We start from the raw sequence: 21205 nt of genomic DNA on the forward strand, positions 1-21205 counted from the left end.
GCATCGAGTTGACAAATATGGATTTTTTTAAAAAATATGCGCTCTTCATCCTGACTGCGGTCGCCATCCTCGCGGCCTTGATCTTCTATTCCATCAATATCCCCAATAAACGCGATGCCAACATCGTCGAGCGCGGGATCATGACCGTTTTCGAGCCGATCGCAAAGCCGTTTTTTCAATTGAGTGTCTTCGGCGAGACTGTCTGGACCAATTACCTCGATCTGGTGAATGTGCGCCAGGAAAACCTGCATCTGATTCAAGAGGTCAAGCTGCTTAACAGCCGTCTCATTGCCGCGGAAGAAGCGGTGCTGGCAAACAAGCGCCTAAGCCAACTTTTGGACGTCAAAAATTCGATCAAGGCGCCAACCCTGGCCGCCACCGTGATCGGAGAGGACCTGAGTCCCTGGTTCGGAACCCTGGTCATTGATCGCGGAAGCTCCAGTGGGGTCACCGAGGGGATGGCCGTGGTGGCGGCTGACGGTATTGTGGGCCAGATTGTCAAGGTCGCCCCCTCCAGCTCCCGCGTACTGCTCTTGACCGATCATTCCAGCGGCATTGCCGCCACCATTCAGCGGTCACGTGCCAGGGGCGTGGTCAAGGGCAAGGGGGACGGGCTCTGCCAACTTGAGTTCGCTACCCGCGAAGAAGACGTCAAGGTCGGAGACATAGTTGTTTCATCCGGCATCGGGGGGGTGTTCCTGAAGGGGTTGCCGATCGGCGAGGTGACCATGGTGAAGCGGGGGGAATACGGGATTTTCCAGACTGTAACCATCCGTCCCACCGTGAATATCACCCACCTGGAGGATGTGCTCGTGGTGGTGAACACTCATGACTAGGGTGGGTGTAGCGCTGATCGTTATCGTGTCGGTTGTGGTACTTCAGGCATCGGTGCTGCCGGTTCATATCACTTCGTCCTTCAAACCGGATCTGTTGCTGATCATTGTGGTCTACCTGGCTTTGCGTGGTTCGTTCCAGACAGGAGCGCCGCTTTCCTGGGGACTGGGGATTATCAAGGACGTGTTCAGCGGGCTTTATCTCGGGCTCAATGCCTTTAGTTTTCTCCTCATCTTCCTGGTTATCAAAAATATTTCCGACCGGCTCTACACCGAGAGCGCCCCGCTTTTCGTGATAACCGCCAGCGTGGCCACCTTGAGTTGCGTCGCCATAAATCTTCTCCTCCTGGTCATGTTCACCGCGTCGCCCGGCATTGCCTACTCAATGGGTATTGGTTTGCTGCCCCATCTTCTGGTGAATGCCTTCGTCGCATCCCTTGTCCCTCTTATTCCCGGTTTCGACCGCCCGCTGGAAACACCATGAAAGAACAACGTTTCGTCCGCGAGACCTCGGAGTCAAAGAGAAGAATTCTGATCCTTTCCTTTGTGGTGGGCGGCATATTTTTCCTGCTGCTGCTGCGTCTGTGGCATCTTCAGATTCTGAGCGCCGATAATTACCGTAACATGTCGGAAAACAACCGCCTGCGTTTTGTACCGGTTGCCGCATCCCGCGGGGCCATCATGGACCGCAACGGTACGGTGCTGGTGAGCAACCAACCGTCATTCAGCCTGGCGGTTGTGCCTCAGGAGGTCGAGAACAAGGACGAATTGCTCGATCGCCTTGCAAAGCTGCTCGGCATGGATCGCGCCGAAATGAGCGAACGATGGGAGAAAGGGAAGGGCCGGGCCAAGTATTACCCGATCATTCTCGCGTCGAATATCAGTCGCGACCAAGTGGAGATTGTGGAGGAAAACCATCTGCGTCTGCCGGGTGTCGAGATCGAGATGAAGCCGGTGCGGGAGTATGCCAGCGGCGTACTGGCGGCCCATTTGCTGGGGTATATCGGCGAGATTTCCGAGGATGAATTGAACGCCAAGGGGTTCGAAGAGTACAATCCCGGCGATTATCTCGGCAAGAACGGCATCGAACGAAGTTGGGAAAAGGAACTGCACGGCAATGACGGTGGCCGGCAGTTGGAGGTGGATGCGCGCGGCCGGGTTTTGCGGACTGTTTCCGAGTCCTATCCCACGGTCGGTAACAGCGTGGTGCTGACCATCGATGCGCGTATTCAGAAACAGGCGGAAAAGGCCTTTGGAGACCAAGCCGGAGCGGCCGTCGCCATGGACGTGAACACCGGCGAGGTTCTGGCCTTTGTCAGCAATCCCGGATTTGACCCTGCGCTGTTCAGCGGGAAAATGCCGGCGGATGTCTGGAAGGAGTACCTGGATGACAAACGCCATCCCCTTGAAAATAAGGCACTGAGCGGTCAGTATCCTCCCGGCTCCACTTTCAAAGTCATCACCGCACTGGCAGGCCTGGAGGATGGTAAGATCGACGAGAACACCAGCGTGAATTGCAACGGCTCCTATGAGTTGGGGAGCTCGACCTTCAAATGCTGGAACAAGCATGGTCACGGCGTCACCAACCTTAAAAAGTCGCTGCGCGAGTCGTGTGACGTCTATTATTACCAGTTGGGTGAGCGGTTGGGGGTGGACCGTATCGCCGCCATGGCGAAGAGATTCATGCTCGGCTCGCCCATGGGCATCGGGCTGGCGCATGAGAAGGCGGGACTCATCCCCACCGCCGAATGGAAGCTGAAACGCTTCGGCAAGCGTTGGTTTCACGGCGAGACCCTGCCGGTCTCCATTGGCCAAGGGTATGTGCTGATGACACCGATCCAGCTGGTCTCCATGATCGCTACGGTGGCCAACGAGGGCAATGTGTACCGTCCCTACCTGGTGAAGCGTATCGTTGATGCCGACGGTAAACCGCTCAGGGAGTTCAAGTCGGAATTGATGGGTACGACCGGCATCTCGGCGGATAAATTCAAGCTGGTCAAACAGGGGCTGTTCGCCGTGGTGAACGAGCCGGGGGGAACCGGCGCCGCGGCGCGGCTCTCTGATGTGCATGTGGCGGGCAAAACCGGTTCTTCACAAGTGGTCAAGCTGCGCGACAGCAAGCAGGCGACGCCGTACCAGTATCGGGACCACGCCCTGTTTGTGGGCTTTGCCCCCTATGAAAAGCCGGAAATCGCCGTGGCGGTGATTGTGGAGCATGGCGAGCACGGCGGCTCGGCGGCCGCGCCCATTGCGGGACGCATCCTGCGGGCCTGGTTCGACAGTAAGAAACCGCCCAAGAAGGAGCCGGTACGCCTAAAGGGCAAGGGGGACGAGGGTACTGACGACGAACCGGAGCCGCCCGCAAAAAAACAGGGCGTGAATGAGGAAAATGCTGATGATTGACCGCCGCCTGCTGACAAATATCGACTGGATGTTGATCGGGTTTGTGGCCGCGATCTGCCTGTTGGGCATCATGAACATCTACAGCGCCACAACGCCCTACAAGATTGTCGGCGCTCCCTATTACCTCAAGCAACTCTACTGGGTGCTGTTCGGGTTGTTGGTCGTTACGGTCATCTGCAGTCTCGATTATCACATCCTGGAGGATTTTTCCTACTGGTTCTACGGCTTTCTGATCATCCTCCTCGTGGCTGTACTGGTGGTGGGGCGTCGTTCCATGGGGGCGACACGGTGGCTGAGCCTCGGTTTTTTCAATGTTCAGCCGTCGGAATTGATGAAAATTGTCATCATCGCCACATTCGCCAAGTATTTCACGAGTGTGCAGACGGTAAACGGCTTGAGCGTCAAGGATGTGCTTTTCCCGCTCGGTATCTTGGCGGTGCCGGTTCTTCTGATTATGAAACAGCCTGACCTGGGGACCGCTGTTCTGGTCCTCCTGATCGCTCTTTCCATAGCGGTCTATGTGGGGCTCAGATGGTCAACGGTGGTCACCTTTGCCGTGGTGATGGTGCCGCTTACCTGGTTTGGATGGGCAAAGTTGCTGCGACCGTATCAGAAAGACCGCATCCTCGATTTTCTTAACCCGGAGCGTTCGCGCCTGGGAAGCGGCTACCACATAATCCAGAGTAAGATTGCCGTCGGTTCCGGCGGCGTCTTCGGCAAAGGGTTCGTCAAAGGCACCCAGTCCCAGTTACGCTTTTTGCCGGAGCAGCATACGGATTTCGCCTTTTCGGTATTTGCCGAAGAGTGGGGGTTTATCGGCTGCCTGGTGCTGATCGTCCTGTATCTCGTCCTGGTACTGTGGGGGCTCAACATCGCTCGGCGCTGCAACGATCGGTTCGGCAGTTTGCTGGCGGTTGGGGTGACGGCCATGCTCTTCTGGCACATCGTCATCAATATGGGGATGGTGATCGGCCTGTTTCCGGTGGTGGGGGTGCCGTTGCCGTTCTTCTCCTATGGCGGCACGTCCATGATTACCTCCATGGTGGGGATCGGCATTCTGCAGAATATCAGCATGCGGCGGTTCATGTTCTAATCCGGCCGAAGGGCGGGGAGGGGGCCTGTGCGGGACTAACCGCACAGGACATTAGACAAGCAGCTTCTTGCGTGCTTCGTCCAGCTTCCTTCTGATGTCAACGCTGCTGGCGCAGGCAAGGACCTGGCGTGCCAGGGTGCGGCACTCGGGGATGCTGTGGGAGCGAATGGCCTGCTTGACCACCGGGATGCTGGGGGCCGAGAGGCTGAATTCACGGATGCCCATGCCCACCATGAGCAGGGCGTTGATCGGTTCGGTAGCCATTTCACCGCAAACGGACGCCTTTTTGCCGGCCTTTGTCGCCGCATCGGCCACCCGCTTGATGGATTGAAGCACCGCCGGGTGGTATGGGTCGTAATACTGCTTCACCCGGGGATTGTTTCGATCGGCGGCCAATGTGTACTGAATCAGGTCGTTGGTGCCGATGCTGACGTAATCGACTTCCTTGAGCAGATGCTCGATGATCTGGACGGCCGCCGGTATTTCGATCATGATTCCCAGCGGGATGTCCTCGCGCAGTTCGTGCCCCTCCAACTCCAGTTCTTCCCTCACCGAGGCAAGTATCTCCTTCACCTGGCGGATTTCATCCACCGAGGAAATCAACGGAAACATGATGCTGGGGGTGCCGGCGGGGGATGAAAGCAGGATTCCGGCCAACTGCTCCCGGAAGATATCCTGTCGTTCCAGGGATACGCGGATGGAGCGCCACCCCAGGAAGGGATTCTCTTCGTGGGGGCAGCTAAAGTACGGCAGAGCCTTGTCGCCGCCGATATCCAGGGTGCGAATGTTGACCGATTGCCCGGAGAACGCCTCCAAAATCTTGCGATAAACTGCGGCCTGCTGATGGCGGTCGGGAAAGGTGCTGCGCGTCATGTACGGGAACTCGGTGCGGTAGAGGCCGACACCCTCGGCGCCGTGCATATTGGCGACCCGGACGTCGGAAACCAGGCCGATATTGGCATTCAGGACAATGGTGACGTTGTCGCGGGTCACCGCCGGCAACCCCCGCAGACCTTCCAACTCTTTCTGGCGTCCGGCATGGTCCCGCTCAAGCCGCTCGTACTCCCTCTTTATGGCTCCATCCGGGTTGATGTAAATATGCCCGGAGGTGCCGTCCACAATGATCTCGTCCTTGACGTTGGAGGCGTCCATGAGCCCCGGTATTCCCAGAACGGCCGGAATACCCAGGGATTTTGCCATGATGGCGACATGTGAGTACATGTTGCCCTTCTCGGCCACAATACCGAGAATCTTGTCGTGATCCAGCATGGCAAGGTCCGAAGGGAAGATCTCATCCGTAGCCAGGACCCGTTTCTCCTTCAGGGTCGCCGCCGTTTTGTCGTTCCCCTCCAGGCAGTCGATCAGGCGCCGACCGATGTCTTCCATATCCGCCGACCGTTCACGCAGATAGGGATCTTCCATGGCTGAGAAGGCCTGCACGTAATGATGGACAACCTCGTGCACGGCGCGGGTCGCCCCCATCCCCTGATCGATCAGATCGCAGACCTTGCTGGAAAATCCCCGGTCTTCAAGGATCATCAGGTGGGTGTGGAAGATGGCGGCATCATCTTCGGACAGGGTTTCGCTGACCCGCTTCTCCATGTAGAGGGTCTGTATCTTCACCTTTTCCAGGGCCAGGCTGAGCTTGTGATGTTCATCGGCCTTGGTGCCGACCTTGGCAACCTTGATGACCTTGTCGCTGAAACGGTCGAGGATATAGACCTTGCCCCGGCAAAATCCCGCCGAAACGGCACTGCCGGCCAGCATGCGCGGCGGAGAGGAGCTCTTTTTGTCGGTCTTTTTCACGGCCGGCGGTTCGCTGATAGTGTCGCCGTTCATTATTTTGGCCAGTTCCCGTTCAAACCACGCGCGTTCCTGCTCGGTGCGCTGGATGGAATCGAGCAGGCGGGCGTTATGCACGATGCTGCCGATCTGGAAGGTTATGGTGCGCAGGGCGCTGATCTCGTCTTCGCTGAAATCACGGGCCTCGCGGGTTTGGATAACGATGACGCCGATGGGCGTCTTGCGCTCGAAGAGCGGCAAGCCGAGAAACGAGAGGAATTTTTCCTCTTTGGACTCCTTGAAGTACTTATAGCGGGGATGGGCAGGGGCGTTGTCGGTCATGACCATACCGCGGCTCTCGAACGTGAGGCCGGTGAGCCCCTCGTGGACCGTCATGGAAACGCGGTTGATCGATGCCTTGGAGAGACCCTTGCTGGCCTTCAGCACCAGGGTTTCACCATCCTGCTCCAGAAGGTAGATTGAACAGACATCCGTGCCCATGCGTTTGGCCACGATTGTAACGATATTGTCCAAGGTTTCATGCAGGTCATGGGAATGGAGAATGATTGCGCTGATGTCTTCCAGTGTGCGCAGACCGATTGAGTGATGGCTCTCTTTCATGAACATCTCCGTTGCAAATATATCTCCAAACTATAGATTATTTTGCGTGCGAAGTAAAAGTCTTTAAAAATCCTGTTTGGCAAAATCGAACTATGGTAGGGTATACGGGGCGGGAACTCACTTCGGATTGCCATCCCATTAATTTTGTGGAAACATGATGAGCAGTTCTGATATCTTGCCAGCATCTGTTACCATTCATGCATTACAGGAGACAACCATGCCCGATAAACTTCTTCATGAGCTTTTGCGTAAAGGTATTGATCTCCTTGAGTCGGGAGATGCGCCCGGGGCGGTCGCCGTTCTGGAGGAGTATCGAAAGGCGTATCCTGATGACCCTGACGGCTGGTTTTGTTGTGGGGACGCCCTGGCTGAGGGGGGGAGTCTGGACGACGCCATCGCCAGCTACCGCGAGGGTCTGAAGCGTCTGCCGGACGACCCGGATGCGTTGACAACCCTGGGTGACCTTTATTTCGAGGCTGCCCGGCCCCGTGAGGCCATTGCCAGTTACCAGCGCGTGCTGGAGTTGGACCCGAAGGATGCGGATGCACTGGTCAGCATCGGTTTGGTCTACAACAGCCAGGAACGCGGCGATGATGCCATTCGTGCCTATCACCAAGCCCTCGAACTGGAACCGGACAATGTTTTTGCCTGGAATGCCCTGGGCGACGCCCTCTATGGGCAGGGGGATACTGAAGGCGCCGTGGAGGCGTACCGAAAAGGAATCGAGATCGATCCTGACGATCCCGCTGTTCACTACAACCTGGGAGAGTTATATTACGACGTGGAAGAGTTGGAAGCGGCCGAAGAGGAGTGCCGCGAGGCCGTGCGGTTGGACCCCTGCTTCAGTATGGCCTACCTGACCCTGGGCGGAATCTGCATGGATCAGGAACGGACCCGGGATGCCGTGCACTATTTTGAACAGTATCTCAATTGCGAAAAATCTTCCCAGGCTGAGGAAATGGTCGCCGAGGTAAAGGCGGTGGTCGAAGGGCTGAAGGATGAACTGAAGGAATGAGACAGCTTGTGATCGCCAGGGCTTTGTCTGTCACGAAAAAACCGGCTTTACGCCGGTTTTTTCGTGACAGGGGGTGAAGGGAGGCTGCACGCGCTATTTTCGGACAAAGTCCTGCTTGCCGAACGAGTATTCGAAGTGCATGTGATCGGTATAGGTGCCGTTCAGGATGGCCACCACATCCTCGGTGAAGACCAACTCCTCGTCGGTGGGGATCACAAAAACCTTGACCGGCGAATCGTCCGTGGTGATCAGAGACTCCCGCTTGCGGGTCATGGCGTTTCTGTTGCGTTCCCTGTCCAGGATGATGCCTAAGTGCTCCAGCCCCTCGATGGCCTTTTCACGGATCGGGGCGCCCATCTCGCCGACGCCGGCGGTGAATACTACGGCATCAAGCCTGCCCACAACCGACATGAACGCGCCGATATATTTCTTCAAGCGGTAGGCCTCTATTTCCAGGGAAAGCTGGCACCGGAGGTCGCCGGCCTGGGCGTGCTCGATCACGTCCCGGCGGTCGGTGAATCGTCCGGTGATGCCCATGACGCCGCTCTTTTTGTTGAGGATACTGTCGATCTCCTTGGCTGACAGGTTTTCCTTTTGCATCATGAAGGCGGGAATCGCCGGGTCGATATCGCCGCAGCGCGTCCCCATGACGGCACCTTCCAGCGGGGTGAGCCCCATGGTGGTGTCCACTGAAATGCCGTTTTTGATGGCACAGTGGGAAACACCGTTGCCGATGTGCATGGTAATGATGTTGCATTCTTTTGGAGATTTGCCCAGGAGAACGGCCGCGCGTTTGGATACGTACAGGTGCGAGGTGCCGTGGAAGCCATAGCGCCGGACCTGGTACTTCTCGTACCACTCGTAGGGCAGCGGGTAGATATAGGCGTACTCCGGCATGGTCTGGTGGAATGCGGTATCGAATATGGCCACGTGGGGGATGGTCGGCATGAGCGCCTGGGCCGCTTCGATCCCCTCGATATTGGGCGGATTATGGAGCGGGGCCAGATGCTGGACCTCCTTGACCGCATCGAGGACCTTGTCGTCGATCATCACCGAGCAGGTGAATTTTTCGCCGCCATGCACCACGCGGTGGCCAACGGCCGAGATCTCTGCCACGCTCTTCAACACGCCGGTGACCGGGTCGGTGACGGTCTTGATGACAAGGTCGATGGCGGCCTGGTGGTTGGGGCAGTCCTGCTCGTAATGGTGGGTCTCGCGACCGGGGACCTCGTGCATGATGAACGAATCGCCGATGATGACCCTCTCCACCATGCCTTTTGCCACGATCTCCTTGCGCTCCCAGTCGAAGAGCTGGTACTTCACTGAGGAACTTCCGCAGTTCAGCGCCATTATAATCATGGTGTCCTCCCTCGAATAAACGGAGATAGATTTATAATATCAGTAAAAAAGAACACTCTTGCTAAAATAACCTGTTAAAATAAAACTGTTTTTGATATATACCGTAGTGCCGTTTTGAATTCAACACATTTTGTAAAAATCCACAATGATTCGGTCTCGTATTCTTGACTAGACAACTGATTGGCAACATGGTATACATAAAAATGTTTTCCGCGAGGAAGGCCAATCTTACAAGGAGGTGAAACCGTGGCTCATACCATTACCGACGATTGCACCAATTGCGGCGCATGTGAGGATTCCTGTCCGGTGAACGCCATCAGCGAACAGGGGGCCAAGCGTGCAATCGACGCCGATACCTGCATTGACTGTGGCGCTTGCGTGGATACCTGTCCCGTGAATGCTATCCATGCCTAATCGGCATTGAGGCAAAGTTGCTGAAAGAGCCCGTGGAAACACGGGCTCTTTTTGTAGTATACGGAACCGTTTCACATTTTTCCCGCGCATATTCCTATTTTCTGATAAGCCAGAGGATGAGAGATACGACGGCGGAAATCAGGATGCTGGTGGCGAGGGGAAAATAGAAGCTGAAATGCTCCCGCTTGATGGCGATGTCTCCGGGAAGCCTCCCCAGCCACGGTATGCGCGGGGCAAAAGACAGCACAAGGCCCGCTGCCACCAGGATGAGCCCCATGATGATCAAGGGGCGCCCCAGGCCGTTCATGGCCGTTTCTCCCGCGGGGCGTAGCGTTCCTTTTCGCTGTAGATGCAGCCGCAATACGGCTGGCGGTACAGCCCCATTTCCTTCGACAATCTGATCCCTTCCTGCCAACCGGTGCGGAAATCCTCATAAAAAAAAGCCACGCCGAACTCTCTGCCCGCCTGTTCCCCCAGATCCCTGATCTCCTCGTGCCGCTGGTAGCGGCTATACAAAAGCGACGAGGTAAATGCCTCAAAGCCGTGCTCGGAAGCGGCCGCGGCGGCGGCCCTCAGGCGCGAGGCGTAGCAGTAGCTGCACCGCTTCTCCGGCTCTGCGGCAACATTGGTCAAAAATCCCTCAAGATCATACTCGTCCCGGACCATAAGAGGCATGGCTTCGCCGTCGGCCATCTGCTGCGCCGCTTCGCGCCGGCGGGCGTATTCCTGGTAGGGGTGGATGTTGTGGTTGAAGAAAAAACCGGTGACGGTATGATTGGCGGCGCGCAGTCTGCGCAGCGGATAGAGGGCGCACGGCCCGCAGCAGGTATGGAGAAGAATATTCATGTTTGGAGGAGTATCCTAGTCTGACGTTATGCTTTTTGTGATATTGTACCCCCAAGCGTCCGTTGGTTCAAAGAAAAATCAGAGCGCCGGCATCAAGTCCGTGGCTGCCGGGAGCGGCGGGCGCCTCATCAAAGGTTGCTATTTTTTCTGATTTTAGGTATGTACTGCTTCGCTTGACTGAAACAAGGTCGGCACACTATACGACACAGGCGGGACTCGAAATGATTTTAGAAAAAGCCAAGTGGGTGATACGGACGGAAGCCGAAGCCCTGCTGGCCATGGCGGAAAGAATCGGCGGCGCTTTTGAGGCGGCGGTCGAACTGATATTGGCCTGCAAGGGGCGTGTGGTCGTCAGCGGCATGGGTAAATCGGGGCTGGTCGGGCAAAAAATCGCCTCCACCATGGCCTCCACCGGCACGCCGGCCTTTTTTCTTCATCCCGCCGAGGGGATCCATGGCGATCTGGGGATGATTATGACCGGCGACGTGGTGATTGCCATCTCCAATAGCGGGGAGACCGAAGAGGTGCTGCGCATCCTGCCGGCCATCAAGAGGATTGGCGCCCACCTGATTTCCATGAGCGGTAACCCAACTTCTGCCCTGGCGCGCAGCAGCGATGTTTTCCTGGATGTTTCGGTTCGGGAAGAGGCCTGCCCCTTGGGGCTCGCACCGACGGCATCCACCACCGCCACCCTGGCCATGGGCGATGCGCTGGCCGTGGCCCTTCTGGTGAAGCGAGGCTTTCGCGCCGAGGATTTCGCAATCTTTCATCCCGGCGGTTCGTTGGGCAAGAAGTTGCTGTTGCGTGTCGAGGATCTCATGCATGGCGGCGAGGCGATACCACTCGTCTCCGAGCATACGCTGATGAAAGACGCCCTGTTCGTCATTACCGCCAAGGGGTTGGGGGTGACCGGCGTGACCGGAGAAGGGGGGGCGTTGCGGGGGGTTATTACCGACGGCGATCTTCGCCGGGCTCTGGAGCACGGCTATGACATTCTCGGCAAGCAGACCGCCGAGATCATGAAGCTCAATCCCAAGCACATCATGCGTCAGGAATTGGCCGCGGCCGCGTTGCAGGTGATGGAACGCTGTTCCATCACCTCGCTGTTTGTCTTTGACGACGAGCAGGCGAGCGTTCCCTGCGGCATCATCCACCTGCACGACATCCTCAGGGCGGGTATCGCATAACATGGACGCGCGTCTCACAACAATCAAGCTCCTTCTCCTCGATGTCGACGGCGTCATGACGGACGGCGGCATCATCTACGATGGCAACGGTCTTGAAACCAAGGTTTTCAACGTCAAGGACGGACATGGCATCAAGATGCTGCAGCGTGCCGGCATCGAGGTGGGGATCATTACCGGGCGCTCGTCCGCCGTAGTGAATGTTCGCGCCCAGGAGTTGGGGATCGAGTTGGTCTATCAGGGAGCCCTGAAAAAATTGGAGAGCTACGAAGACGTCAAGCGGAAGACCGGCCTTGCCGACAGCCAGATCGCGTACATGGGGGACGACGTCATCGATGTGCCGGTCATGCGGCGTGTCGGATTTGCCGCTGCGCCCCATGATGCCCTTTCCGAGGCAAAGGATGCGGCGCATTACATTGCGTCCCGCGACGGCGGGCGAGGCGCGGTACGCGAGGTGTGCGACCTGATTCTCAAGGGGTGCGGTAAGTGGAACGAGGTCACGGCGCGTTATGATTTGTGTTGATTATTCAATCTTTGTGCCAAAAAATAAACAAGGGGTACCTTTTGCTGGACAGCCCTGCCGGCCGATGGTATAGTATACGCCAATATGGTATCGCCCGGAAATATCAGGTTGGCACTGGCTATTCTTGTCATAACGGCGATTATCGGCATTGTGGCCGCCATCACCCTGAAAGGCTCACACCAGGCGGCCCTACCGGAGCCGGTCTCGCGGCAACTTCCCCAGAACATCGACATGGCCATCCACAGCGCACGCTTTTACGAGGTACGCGAGGGTAGGGCTGTCTGGGAACTGGTGGCCAAGAAGGCAGAGTATGACAAAAGCGGCGATGTCGCCAACCTGTCCGATATTCGCATGGAGTTTGCCCGGACGGCCACTGCCGGGGCCATTACGGTGACTGCGGCACAAGGAACCTATTCCAGTAAAAGCCGGAACGTCGCTTTGCGCGGAAAAGTCCATGTGGTAACGGAGACCGGGGTCATATTCGATACCGAGACCGTTGACTACGTGGCGGCGCGTTCCCTGTTCAGGACATCGGACAAGGTGGCGTTCCGGCAACAGCGTTTGACCCTCATCGCACGGGGGATGGAGTTGGACGTAAAGAGTCAGAAAGCCCGATTCCTCAAGGATATTGATGCCGGCGTGGCCGGTTCGAAGAGTCATAGATGAATACGATGAAAAATCAATCATTATTATTTATAATCATTGTTGGCATGATGCTCCCGCTGGCCACCGCTTTTGCCGCCGCCCACAAGGACCGGTCGAGTCTGCCCATTGCTATCAAGGCCAATGAACTGGCCGCCGACAACAAAGGCAAAACAGCGATCTTCAGCGGCAAGGTCGTGGCAAAGCAGGGGGATATCACCATCTATGCCGACCGGCTCACCATCAATTACGGCGACAAGAAGAACGACGTCGAAAAGATCGAAGCGGACGGCAATGTGCGCATCGTTCAGGAAAATCGTATCGGGACCGCCTCCCATGCGGTCTATGAAAGCAAGCTGGGTCGTATCACCTTGACCGGCAACCCCAAAATCATGCAGGGAGCCGATACCATGTCGGGTAATATTATTACTTATTTTATCGATGAGGACCGTAGTGAGGTCTCCAGTGGAGCCGGTCGTCCGGTAGAGGTGGTCATTCATCCGACGGGCAAAAAAAGCAATGCCGGTACACGCTGAACCTCTCCGGCTCTGGACCCGTGGCCTGCTCAAAAACTACGGCGGTCGTCAGGTGGTCAAGGGGGTTGACCTCTCCATCCAAGCGGGCAGGGTGGTTGGGCTGCTAGGGCCGAACGGCGCCGGCAAAACCACAACCTTCTACATGGTGGTCGGCCTTGCCCGGCCTGATGGCGGTCAGGTCTTTCTGGGCGACGACGAAATTACGGGGTTGCCCATGTATCAAAGGGCTCGCAGGGGCATCAGCTACCTTCCCCAAGAGGCGTCGGTCTTTCGTAAGCTCTCTGTGGCCGACAATCTCTTGGCGATACTGGAAACGGTCGAACCGGATCGCGATAGCCGCAAGCGTCGCATGGCGGAACTGCTTGATGAATTCGGGATCAGCCATATCGCCGGCGCGAAAGGATACGCCCTTTCCGGGGGCGAACGACGGCGGGTGGAGATTGCCCGGGCTTTGATCACAAACCCGGCCTTTATCCTGCTGGACGAACCCTTTGCCGGCATCGATCCAATTGCAGTGGCCGACATTCAGAACCTGATCGTGTCGCTCAAGGAACGCAACATCGGCGTGCTCATCTCGGACCACAACGTACGTGAAACCTTGGGGGTTTGCGATGAGGCATATATTTTGAGCGGCGGCGAGGTATTGGAATTCGGTTCGCCTGACGACATCGCGTCCAGTCGCAAAGCGCGGGAAATCTACCTGGGAGACGATTTCCGTCTCTGACGAAGGCACAAATACACGGGTTCTTGGTTGCAGATTCGGTGCGCACGCACTGAACATCACATCCTGTTCGAGGTAGAAGCGGCATGGCAATGGAGATGCGACAACAACTGAAGATGACCCAGCAACTGGTGATGACGCCCCAGTTGCAGCAAGCCATCAAGTTGCTCCAGTTGACCCGCCTGGAGCTTCAGGATGTCGTGCGCCTGGAGCTGGAGGAGAATCCGCTTCTGGAAGAAAGCGTCGAGGCCGAGGAGGTTCGCGAACCCGAATCTTTGGAACTTGAAGAGAAGGAAAGCGAACCGGAACAGGACGGCGAGGAATTCCATGAGGTAGAAACCGGCGAAGATACCCTGCGGGACTGGGACAGCTATCTGGATGGCTACAACTACAGTTCCGGCGAGCAGTACAGCGGGGAGGACGACCGCCCGTCATTCGAGAGCATGTTGACCCGCAAGGGGACGCTGAACGACCATCTGCTCTGGCAGCTCCATATGGGGCCCTTTTCTGATGCCGAGGTCCAGGTTGGCGAAGAGATTATCGGCAATATCGACGAGAGCGGCTACCTGCGCGCCTCAGTGGAGGAGATAGCCCAGGTCTGCAACTGCGATTCCGAAAAGGTGCTGTCGGTTCTGGAACGCATCAAGGAATTCGATCCGACCGGCGTCGGAGCCCGCGATCTGAAGGAATGTCTCTTGATCCAGGCCCGCTTTCTGGGGATGGAGGGGAGCGTCGTCGAGCGGGTGCTGCTCAACCACCTGAACGATCTGGAAACCCGCAAGTACAAGCAAATCGCCCGGGATCTGGGGGTCGATCTCAATCAGGTGCTGATGGCGGCCAAGATCATTGCCGGTTTCGACCCCCGCCCGGGGAGGATTTACGGCTCCGAGGACGTGCAGTACATCTCGGCGGATATCTTCGTCTACAAGGTAGGCGAAGAATATGTGGTCATGCTGAATGAAGAAGGGCTGCCCAGTCTACGTCTGAGCCCCTATTACACCGAGGTGAAGGGCAACGCCGGGGTCGATTCCCGAGCCGAGGAGTATATCAACGAAAAGGTCCGCTCGGCCATGTGGTTGATCAAAAGCATCCAGCAACGCCAGCGCACCATCTACAAGGTCGCCAAAAGTATCATCAGGTTCCAGCGCGAATTCCTCGACCGGGGCATCGAATTCCTGCGCCCTCTGGTGCTGCGGGATGTGGCCGACGATATCGGCATGCACGAATCCACGATCAGCCGGGTCACCACCAACAAATATATGCAGACCCCCCAGGGGCTGTTTGAGCTGAAATATTTCTTCAACAGCGGCCTTTCGACCAGCGAGGGGGATTTCGTCGCTTCGGAGAGTGTCAAAAACCGCATCAAGGAGATTATAGAAAAGGAGGATCCGCGTAAGCCGCTCTCAGATCAGAAAATCGCCGAGCTGCTTTCCGGGCAGACCGTCAATATTGCCCGGCGCACGGTCACCAAGTACCGCGAACTTTTGAGGATCGGCTCCTCATCTGAACGAAAGCGTCATTTTTAAACCTCAAAGTCCGAGGCACCACTCAACTACACGATACACGAGGAGGAAGGTATGCAGGTAACAACGACATTCAGGCACATGGAACAGAGCGATGCCCTCAAATCGTATGCCGAGGAAAAGCTTGAACGGGTTACCAAATATATCGACGGGCCGATCACTGCCCAGGTGTTCTTTACGGTTGAAAAGAAGATCCGCCACATCGTGGAGATCGTCATAAACGCCAAAGGTGTCAGCAGCAAGGCCTCCGAGGCGACCAACGACATGTACGCCGCCATCGATGCCGTAATCGACAAAATGGAGCGCCAGCTCAAACGCTACAAGGAAAAGATCAAGACCCACAAACCCGCTACCGACGAGCGTGGCCGTCAACTGACCAAGAAGGTGTTCCAGGCCGAGAGTATTGAAGCCAGCGGCGAGCCGGTCGTCATCAAGGCCAAAACGGAAACGGCCAAGCCGATGTCGGTGGAGGAAGCGGTCATGCAGATGGATCTGCTCAATAAGGATTTCATCGTCTTTACCGACTCGACTAACAGCGAAATCAACGTTCTCTATCGTCGCAAAGACGGCAACTTCGGCCTGATCGAGCCTCAACGGGCGTAATTGCCGGACAGGCACGCTGGAGATGCAATTGGACGGAATCAGCCTTTCCATACAGGAAATACTGGATGACAGTGAGTACGGCCTGGGCCTGAAACTGCTTGCCGGCCAAGCGGGGATGGGGAACCGGATCTACAGCCCACGCATCCAGAAGCCCGGCCTTGCCCTGAGCGGTTACACCGAGCACCTGCATCCCGAGCGGATTCAGGTGCTCGGCAACACCGAAATTTCCTACCTCAATCAGGTCGACGACCGTCTGGCTGCGGAAAGCATCAAGACGCTCTGCGTATTTCCGATCTCCTGTTTTATCATCACCAAAGGACTGCTGCCCCCCCATTGCCTGCTGGATACCGCAGACAATGCCGCCATACCGGTCCTCAGCACCCCTCACCAATCCTCGACCTTCATCTCGCTGATCACCAAGTTTCTTGAAGAACGCCTGCTCCCCACCACCCACCTGCACGGTGTGCTGGTTGACGTGCTGGGAGTCGGTATCCTGCTGACCGGCAAAAGCGGTATCGGAAAAAGCGAGTGCGCCCTTGATCTGGTGATCCGTGGGCATCGGTTGGTGGCCGACGATATGGTCTTTATCAAGAAAAAGGTACCGGCGGCCCTCGTCGGCCTGGCCGAAGAGGCTATCCAGCACCTGATGGAGATTCGCGGGCTGGGTATCATCAATATCAAAGACCTTTACGGCGTCTCGTCCATCCGGGAAAAGAAGATCATCGACATGGTGCTGGAACTGGTCGAGTGGGACCCCGACCAGGAATACGACCGCCTTGGCCTGGATGATCGCCGGAAAACCATTCTGGGGGTTGATATTCCCCACATCTGCATACCGGTCAGGCCGGGACGCAACCTGGGGTCAATCATCGAAGTGGCTGCCCGTAACTTCCTGCTCAAGGGAATGGGGTATCATTCTGCGCGGGATTTCCAGGAACGGCTCATGTCGCGGATTGAACTGCGCCCCTTGGGCAACGAGGTGGAGTAGGCCATGCGCATCATTGTGATAACCGGCATGTCCGGCTCGGGAAAGTCCACGGCGGTCAGGGCCCTGGAGGACGAGGGCTTTTATTGCATCGACAATCTGCCGGTACGCCTTTTCAAGCGTTTTGTCGATCTGATCGAGAAATCGGGCGAGACCTTCAAGGGGATCGTTCTGGCCGCCGACATCCGCGGCCGTGAATTTATCAAAGGCTACGAAAGCGCTTTTCAGAAGATCCGTAATGCCGGCCACAGCATCGATATATTCTTCTTCGACGCCCTCGACGAAACCCTGGTCCGGCGTTTTTCCGAAACCCGTCGCCGCCATCCCGCCGCCGAACATTGTTCGGTCAGCGAAGGTATCCGCATCGAGCGTAAACAGCTTTCCGGGCTGCGTCAGATGGCATCCAAGATTATCGACACCTCGGAATTCAACGTCCATCAGCTCAGGGATTTCGTTCTGAGGATCGTCAGGGGCGAGGAGGGGGATAGTCCATTTGTCGTGGATGTCCAATCCTTCGGTTTTCGCTACGGTATTCCTATGGAGTCGAGCATTGTCATGGATGTGCGGTTTCTCCCCAACCCGTTCTTTGTCCCGGAGATGAAGAATCTGTCGGGGCTTGATCCGGAGGTGCGGGACTATGTCATGGGACTGCCGGAGACAAAAAGCTTCATCGACTCCTTTTTCCCGCTGGTAAACATGCTGATACCGGCCTATCAGAGGGAGGGGAAGGCATACCTGACCATCTCCATCGGATGTACGGGGGGGCGTCATCGTTCGGTTGCCATTGCCGAAGCAACGGCGGAACACCTGCGGCGCAATTTCCCCGCAGTGCGTATTACTCACAGAGATATTGAAAAGGGACAACAATGACAGGACTGGTTCTTGTAACTCATGCGGGCTTGGCTGAGGCGCTGCTGCATACGGCAGAGATGATCGTGGGCCGGATCGACGCCTGCGAAAAGGTCGAGGTCGCGGCTGACGAACGTTCCGAGCCGATCATGGCCAAGGTGGTTGCCGCGGTGGAAAAGGTGAGTGGAGAAGGCGCCGTCATCATGACGGATCTCTTTGGCGGGACCCCCTCCAATATGGCCATGTCATTTTTGAAAGACGGCACCGTCGAGGTGCTGACCGGCGTCAACCTGCCCATGATCATTGAATTCTGTGCAAAACGTTCCCGCATGGGGGTTCCCGAACTGGCGGCCGAACTTCAGCGGTGCGGTCGTGAAGGCATCATCGTTGCCGGCGAGTTCCTGAAAAAATAGCGGTACCGGATTCACGCCCATATTCGGAGCAGCGCGCTCCCACGAGGTTATAACTACGCCATGCTCCACAAGGAATGTACGATAGTCAACAAGCTCGGCCTGCATGCCCGCGCTTCGGCCCTGTTCGTCAAGACAGCCAGCCGGTTCGTCTCGGAGATTCGGTTGGAAAAGGAAGGGATCGAGGTAAACGGCAAGAGCATCATGGGGATCATGATGCTGGCTGCTTCAAAGGGTACGACGGTCCGCCTGAGCGCGAGCGGCGAAGACGAGGAAGAGGCCCTGCAAACCATGGGAGACCTGATCGCCAATGGCTTCGGTGAAGAATGACATGCGCCTGTTTTCCGGCATCGCAATGTCCCCCGGCATTGCGGTCGGAAGGTTGCAGGTCGTTGACCGCCAAAGCCCGACGGTAGAAGCCTATTCGGTTGAACACGAGAGCATCGATGCCGAAATAGAGCGCCTGCGGACCGCCATCGAGCAAACCCGCTCCGAGCTTGAAGCGGTCAGAACGCGACTCGCTGAAAATGCCGGTTCCGACCACCTCATCTTCATAGAAACCCACCTGTTGATCATGTCCGACGACCGTTTGTTCAGCGAGTCGGCGGCAATCATCGAAAGCTCACGAATCAATGCCGAAGGGGCCTTACGCCGCACCCTCCACAAGTACCGGGAATTTTTTGCCGGCATAGAGGATGCCTACCTGCGGGAACGGATCAGCGACGTCGAAGCGGTCGTCGAAAGAATCCTCCGTACCATGACCGGCCAGGTGCAGGTGCCGATCTCTGCGGAGCATGGCCAGACCATCGTCGTTGCCCATGATCTTATGCCTGCCGATATCCTGCAAATGGACAAGGCGCGCATCATCGGCATGGTCACGGAGGCCGGCGGTCGAACGACCCATGCCGCAATTCTCGCCCGCGCCTTCCGGCTGCCCGCCGTGGCGGGCATCGACGATGTTGCCGATCTGGCCTACGACCATGCCCCGGCGATTCTCGATGGCAGTAGCGGGACCCTGATCCTGAACCCCGACCAGGCAACCTTTCGGCGTTACCTCAAGTTGAAGCAGCGTTATGAATACGATGAGCAGGCTTTGCTCAAGAGCGCCGCATTGCCCTCCCTGACGCTCGATGGTCACCGTATCGAGCTCAAGGGCAATGTGGAGGTGCCGGAAGAGGGCACTTTCGTCCTCAGCCATGGGGGGGAGGGGGTCGGACTGTACCGCACCGAGATGCTTTTCATGAATCGGCTGGAGATGCCGGAAGAGGACGAACAGTACCGCATCTATAGCGCCATGCAACAGGCTGTCGCCCCCCATCCGCTTACCATCCGGACACTGGATGCCGGCGGCGACAAGCTGCTGGCCGGAGTCCCGCTCAGTGTGGAGCAGAACCCCGCCATGGGGATGCGCGCCATCAGGTTGGCGCTGGCCATGCCGGATGAGTTCAAAAAACAGTTGCGGGCCATCCTGCGGGTAAGCATCAACGGCCCTACCCGTATCATGTTTCCCATGATCTCCGGCCTGGAGGAGCTGCGCCGCGCGCGGGCCTTGCTGGATGAAGCCAAAGAAGAGCTTGCAACGGCCGGCCTCCCCTTTGACAGGGATATCCAAGCCGGCATCATGGTCGAGATTCCCTCGGCAGTGACCCTGGCCGACCTGCTGGCGCGGGAGGCTGATTTTTTCAGCGTCGGCACCAATGATCTTATCCAATACTCTCTTGCCGTCGATCGTTCCAACGAACAGTTGGCCCCCATGTACCAGCCGTTGCATCCGGCCGTGCTCCGTTCTCTGCGGCGGGTGGTCGAGGCGGCCCACCTGGCAGGCATACCGGCGTGCATCTGCGGGGAGATGGCCGGAGATCCGTTCTTTCTGCCGATCCTGCTCGGGCTCGGTTTTGACGAACTTTCCATGAATGCCACGTCGATTCCCCGGGTCAAGCAGATGGTGCGCCGTTGCAGCAGGGAGCGCGCCGCGGAGATTGCGCACGCCTGTTTTTCCTTTGCCACCGCCGTCGAGATCGAAGCGTTTCTGAAGCAGCAGATAGCCATCCATTTTCAGACAGGTCGTGAATGATGTCCCCTATCCTTGTCCTCACTCTGTTTATCTCCGCGTTCGGTTTGGTAGTCGGCTCATTCCTGAACGTCTGCATCAGCCGCATGCCCAGGAACGAGTCGGTGGTTTTCCCGCCATCCCACTGCCCCCTCTGCAAGTACCGCATCCGCTGGTTCGACAATATTCCGCTGCTGAGCTACCTGTGGCTTCGGGGCAGATGCCGCGGTTGCGGGGCGCACATCTCGCTGCAGTACCCGCTGGTGGAGCTGCTTAACGGCCTCCTGACCCTGGCCCTGTTCTGGCGATTTGGGCTTTCTCTGAGTTTCCTGGCGCTGTTTCTCCTCTGCAGCGCCCTGGTGGTGATCACCTTCATCGATATCGAACACCAGATTATCCCGGACGAGATCTCTCTGCCCGGGATCGTGATCGGCTTCATTTTCTCCTTCTTCCTGCCGATGCAGACCTGGCTCGGCTCCCTGGTAGGCATTCTCCTGGGTGGGGGCAGCCTGTTGCTGGTAGCCTCCTGCTACCAGTGGCTGACCGGCAAGGAAGGCATGGGGGGGGGCGACATCAAGCTGTTGGCCATGATGGGCGCCTTTCTGGGGTGGAAAGCCGTTCCATTCATCATCTTTGCCAGCTCCCTGGTCGGATCGGTGGTAGGGATAGCCATGATGCTGATCCAGAAGAAGGATTCCAAGCTGGCCATCCCCTTTGGCCCCTATCTGGCCTTTGGCGCGGTGTTGTACATCTTCTACGGCGGGCAGCTCATCCAGTGGTATCTCCACGTGGGCAGCGCCGTGAGGGGATAAA

The 21205-nt window shown here is 57.1% G+C and carries 23 protein-coding genes; 19 read left to right on the plus strand and 4 right to left on the minus strand.

The features are described from left to right. Positions 1 to 17 precede the first annotated feature (17 nt). Genes mreC through rodA form a run of 4 tightly spaced genes read left to right on the plus strand, consistent with a single transcriptional unit; the run spans position 18 to position 4329 of the window. Positions 18 to 836, plus strand: a complete 819-nt coding sequence (gene mreC, locus F6V25_RS12160; protein ID WP_151128823.1) for a rod shape-determining protein MreC — start codon at positions 18 to 20, stop codon at positions 834 to 836. Next, positions 829 to 1317 (plus strand): rod shape-determining protein MreD, encoded by a 489-nt coding sequence (gene mreD, locus F6V25_RS12165; RefSeq protein WP_151128824.1) that lies wholly within the window; start codon positions 829 to 831, stop codon positions 1315 to 1317. Before mreC ends, mreD begins: the two co-directional genes overlap by 8 nt. After that, positions 1314 to 3236 (plus strand): penicillin-binding protein 2, encoded by a 1923-nt coding sequence (gene mrdA / locus F6V25_RS12170; RefSeq protein ID WP_151128825.1) that lies wholly within the window; start codon positions 1314 to 1316, stop codon positions 3234 to 3236. The genes mreD and mrdA overlap by 4 nt, the downstream gene beginning before the upstream one ends. Next, a complete protein-coding gene (rodA, locus tag F6V25_RS12175; RefSeq protein WP_151128826.1) occupies positions 3229 to 4329 on the plus strand; it encodes a rod shape-determining protein RodA in 1101 nt (366 codons plus the stop codon). The genes mrdA and rodA overlap by 8 nt, the downstream gene beginning before the upstream one ends. A 51-nt stretch (positions 4330 to 4380) precedes the next feature. Here the strand turns inward: rodA and ptsP (F6V25_RS12180) are convergent, their stop codons facing one another. Beyond that, on the minus strand, positions 4381 to 6738 hold the full coding sequence (ptsP, locus tag F6V25_RS12180) for a phosphoenolpyruvate--protein phosphotransferase (RefSeq protein ID WP_338045597.1): 2358 nt from the start codon (positions 6736 to 6738) through the stop codon (positions 4381 to 4383). Positions 6739 to 6949: 211 nt separating this feature from the next. Between ptsP (F6V25_RS12180) and F6V25_RS12185 the strand changes: the two genes are divergently transcribed. Continuing rightward, complete coding sequence (locus F6V25_RS12185) at positions 6950 to 7747, plus strand: tetratricopeptide repeat protein (protein ID WP_151128828.1); 798 nt, start codon at positions 6950 to 6952, stop codon at positions 7745 to 7747. A 93-nt stretch (positions 7748 to 7840) separates the two neighbouring features. Here the strand turns inward: F6V25_RS12185 and F6V25_RS12190 are convergent, their stop codons facing one another. Continuing rightward, positions 7841 to 9106, minus strand: coding sequence for an acetate kinase (locus F6V25_RS12190; RefSeq protein WP_149305928.1), 1266 nt, complete (start codon positions 9104 to 9106; stop codon positions 7841 to 7843). A 246-nt stretch (positions 9107 to 9352) separates the two neighbouring features. Between F6V25_RS12190 and F6V25_RS12195 the strand changes: the two genes are divergently transcribed. Next, entirely contained in the window at positions 9353 to 9520 is a 168-nt protein-coding gene (locus F6V25_RS12195; RefSeq protein ID WP_149305927.1) for a DUF362 domain-containing protein, read from the plus strand. A gap of 94 nt (positions 9521 to 9614) precedes the next feature. On the opposite strand, the gene F6V25_RS12200 is transcribed toward F6V25_RS12195, so the two are convergent. Together F6V25_RS12200 and F6V25_RS12205 are read right to left on the minus strand one after the other, a co-directional pair. After that, entirely contained in the window at positions 9615 to 9827 is a 213-nt protein-coding gene (locus tag F6V25_RS12200; RefSeq protein ID WP_151128829.1) for a DUF2905 domain-containing protein, read from the minus strand. Further along, positions 9824 to 10366, minus strand: coding sequence for an epoxyqueuosine reductase QueH (locus F6V25_RS12205; protein WP_151128830.1), 543 nt, complete (start codon positions 10364 to 10366; stop codon positions 9824 to 9826). The genes F6V25_RS12200 and F6V25_RS12205 overlap by 4 nt, the downstream gene beginning before the upstream one ends. A gap of 221 nt (positions 10367 to 10587) precedes the next feature. Here F6V25_RS12205 and F6V25_RS12210 point away from each other — a divergent pair, with 221 nt between their 5' ends. From F6V25_RS12210 to F6V25_RS12270, 13 genes are all read left to right on the plus strand, one after another. Continuing rightward, positions 10588 to 11553 carry a KpsF/GutQ family sugar-phosphate isomerase gene (locus F6V25_RS12210; protein ID WP_151128831.1) on the plus strand — a complete coding sequence of 322 codons (966 nt, stop codon included), beginning with the start codon at positions 10588 to 10590 and terminating at the stop codon, positions 11551 to 11553. A gap of 1 nt (position 11554) precedes the next feature. Then, positions 11555 to 12073 (plus strand): KdsC family phosphatase, encoded by a 519-nt coding sequence (locus tag F6V25_RS12215; RefSeq protein ID WP_151128832.1) that lies wholly within the window; start codon positions 11555 to 11557, stop codon positions 12071 to 12073. Positions 12074 to 12181: 108 nt separating this feature from the next. Next, entirely contained in the window at positions 12182 to 12739 is a 558-nt protein-coding gene (gene lptC, locus F6V25_RS12220) for an LPS export ABC transporter periplasmic protein LptC (protein ID WP_191966174.1), read from the plus strand. Beyond that, positions 12736 to 13251 (plus strand): lipopolysaccharide transport periplasmic protein LptA, encoded by a 516-nt coding sequence (lptA, locus tag F6V25_RS12225; protein WP_151128834.1) that lies wholly within the window; start codon positions 12736 to 12738, stop codon positions 13249 to 13251. Before lptC ends, lptA begins: the two co-directional genes overlap by 4 nt. Beyond that, complete coding sequence (lptB, locus tag F6V25_RS12230; RefSeq protein ID WP_151128835.1) at positions 13235 to 13975, plus strand: LPS export ABC transporter ATP-binding protein; 741 nt, start codon at positions 13235 to 13237, stop codon at positions 13973 to 13975. Before lptA ends, lptB begins: the two co-directional genes overlap by 17 nt. 83 nt (positions 13976 to 14058) lie before the next feature. Beyond that, positions 14059 to 15498: an RNA polymerase factor sigma-54 gene (gene rpoN, locus F6V25_RS12235; protein ID WP_151128836.1), complete on the plus strand. Its 1440-nt coding sequence runs from the start codon at positions 14059 to 14061 to the stop codon at positions 15496 to 15498. 51 nt (positions 15499 to 15549) lie between these two features. Beyond that, positions 15550 to 16098, plus strand: coding sequence for a ribosome hibernation-promoting factor, HPF/YfiA family (gene hpf, locus F6V25_RS12240; RefSeq protein WP_151128837.1), 549 nt, complete (start codon positions 15550 to 15552; stop codon positions 16096 to 16098). Positions 16099 to 16126: 28 nt separating this feature from the next. Then, the gene (hprK, locus tag F6V25_RS12245) at positions 16127 to 17086 is read left to right on the plus strand and encodes an HPr(Ser) kinase/phosphatase (RefSeq protein WP_151128838.1); all 960 of its coding nucleotides are present in this window, start codon (positions 16127 to 16129) and stop codon (positions 17084 to 17086) included. A 3-nt stretch (positions 17087 to 17089) separates the two neighbouring features. Beyond that, positions 17090 to 17953 (plus strand): RNase adapter RapZ, encoded by an 864-nt coding sequence (rapZ, locus tag F6V25_RS12250; protein WP_151128839.1) that lies wholly within the window; start codon positions 17090 to 17092, stop codon positions 17951 to 17953. Then, on the plus strand, positions 17950 to 18345 hold the full coding sequence (locus F6V25_RS12255; RefSeq protein ID WP_151128840.1) for a PTS sugar transporter subunit IIA: 396 nt from the start codon (positions 17950 to 17952) through the stop codon (positions 18343 to 18345). Before rapZ ends, F6V25_RS12255 begins: the two co-directional genes overlap by 4 nt. A 60-nt stretch (positions 18346 to 18405) precedes the next feature. After that, positions 18406 to 18672 carry an HPr family phosphocarrier protein gene (locus F6V25_RS12260; protein ID WP_151128841.1) on the plus strand — a complete coding sequence of 89 codons (267 nt, stop codon included), beginning with the start codon at positions 18406 to 18408 and terminating at the stop codon, positions 18670 to 18672. After that, positions 18653 to 20416, plus strand: a complete 1764-nt coding sequence (gene ptsP, locus F6V25_RS12265) for a phosphoenolpyruvate--protein phosphotransferase (RefSeq protein ID WP_151128842.1) — start codon at positions 18653 to 18655, stop codon at positions 20414 to 20416. The genes F6V25_RS12260 and ptsP (F6V25_RS12265) overlap by 20 nt, the downstream gene beginning before the upstream one ends. After that, positions 20413 to 21204: a prepilin peptidase gene (locus tag F6V25_RS12270; RefSeq protein ID WP_420849980.1), complete on the plus strand. Its 792-nt coding sequence runs from the start codon at positions 20413 to 20415 to the stop codon at positions 21202 to 21204. Before ptsP (F6V25_RS12265) ends, F6V25_RS12270 begins: the two co-directional genes overlap by 4 nt. Position 21205: the final 1 nt, after the last annotated feature.

The sequence above is a fragment of the Oryzomonas japonica genome (assembly GCF_008802365.1).
Classification (GTDB): domain Bacteria; phylum Desulfobacterota; class Desulfuromonadia; order Geobacterales; family Pseudopelobacteraceae; genus Oryzomonas; species Oryzomonas japonica.

Bases quoted from the DNA above. Each gene is read 5' to 3' on its own strand.
- F6V25_RS12215 (WP_151128832.1), top strand. From the start codon at position 11,555: ATGGACGCGCGTCTCACAACAATCAAGCTCCTTCTCCTCGATGTCGAC.
- F6V25_RS12205 (WP_151128830.1), bottom strand. From the start codon at position 10,366: ATGAATATTCTTCTCCATACCTGCTGCGGGCCGTGCGCCCTCTATCCG.
- mrdA (WP_151128825.1), top strand. From the start codon at position 1,314: ATGAAAGAACAACGTTTCGTCCGCGAGACCTCGGAGTCAAAGAGAAGA.
- F6V25_RS12255 (WP_151128840.1), top strand. From the start codon at position 17,950: ATGACAGGACTGGTTCTTGTAACTCATGCGGGCTTGGCTGAGGCGCTG.
- F6V25_RS12200 (WP_151128829.1), bottom strand. From the start codon at position 9,827: ATGAACGGCCTGGGGCGCCCCTTGATCATCATGGGGCTCATCCTGGTG.
- lptB (WP_151128835.1), top strand. From the start codon at position 13,235: ATGCCGGTACACGCTGAACCTCTCCGGCTCTGGACCCGTGGCCTGCTC.
- F6V25_RS12185 (WP_151128828.1), top strand. From the start codon at position 6,950: ATGCCCGATAAACTTCTTCATGAGCTTTTGCGTAAAGGTATTGATCTC.
- rodA (WP_151128826.1), top strand. From the start codon at position 3,229: ATGATTGACCGCCGCCTGCTGACAAATATCGACTGGATGTTGATCGGG.
- F6V25_RS12270 (WP_420849980.1), top strand. From the start codon at position 20,413: ATGATGTCCCCTATCCTTGTCCTCACTCTGTTTATCTCCGCGTTCGGT.
- rpoN (WP_151128836.1), top strand. From the start codon at position 14,059: ATGGCAATGGAGATGCGACAACAACTGAAGATGACCCAGCAACTGGTG.
- mreD (WP_151128824.1), top strand. From the start codon at position 829: ATGACTAGGGTGGGTGTAGCGCTGATCGTTATCGTGTCGGTTGTGGTA.
- ptsP (WP_151128842.1), top strand. From the start codon at position 18,653: ATGGCTTCGGTGAAGAATGACATGCGCCTGTTTTCCGGCATCGCAATG.
- lptA (WP_151128834.1), top strand. From the start codon at position 12,736: ATGAATACGATGAAAAATCAATCATTATTATTTATAATCATTGTTGGC.
- mreC (WP_151128823.1), top strand. From the start codon at position 18: ATGGATTTTTTTAAAAAATATGCGCTCTTCATCCTGACTGCGGTCGCC.
- ptsP (WP_338045597.1), bottom strand. From the start codon at position 6,738: ATGTTCATGAAAGAGAGCCATCACTCAATCGGTCTGCGCACACTGGAA.
- rapZ (WP_151128839.1), top strand. From the start codon at position 17,090: ATGCGCATCATTGTGATAACCGGCATGTCCGGCTCGGGAAAGTCCACG.
- F6V25_RS12260 (WP_151128841.1), top strand. From the start codon at position 18,406: ATGCTCCACAAGGAATGTACGATAGTCAACAAGCTCGGCCTGCATGCC.
- F6V25_RS12190 (WP_149305928.1), bottom strand. From the start codon at position 9,106: ATGATTATAATGGCGCTGAACTGCGGAAGTTCCTCAGTGAAGTACCAG.
- F6V25_RS12210 (WP_151128831.1), top strand. From the start codon at position 10,588: ATGATTTTAGAAAAAGCCAAGTGGGTGATACGGACGGAAGCCGAAGCC.
- hpf (WP_151128837.1), top strand. From the start codon at position 15,550: ATGCAGGTAACAACGACATTCAGGCACATGGAACAGAGCGATGCCCTC.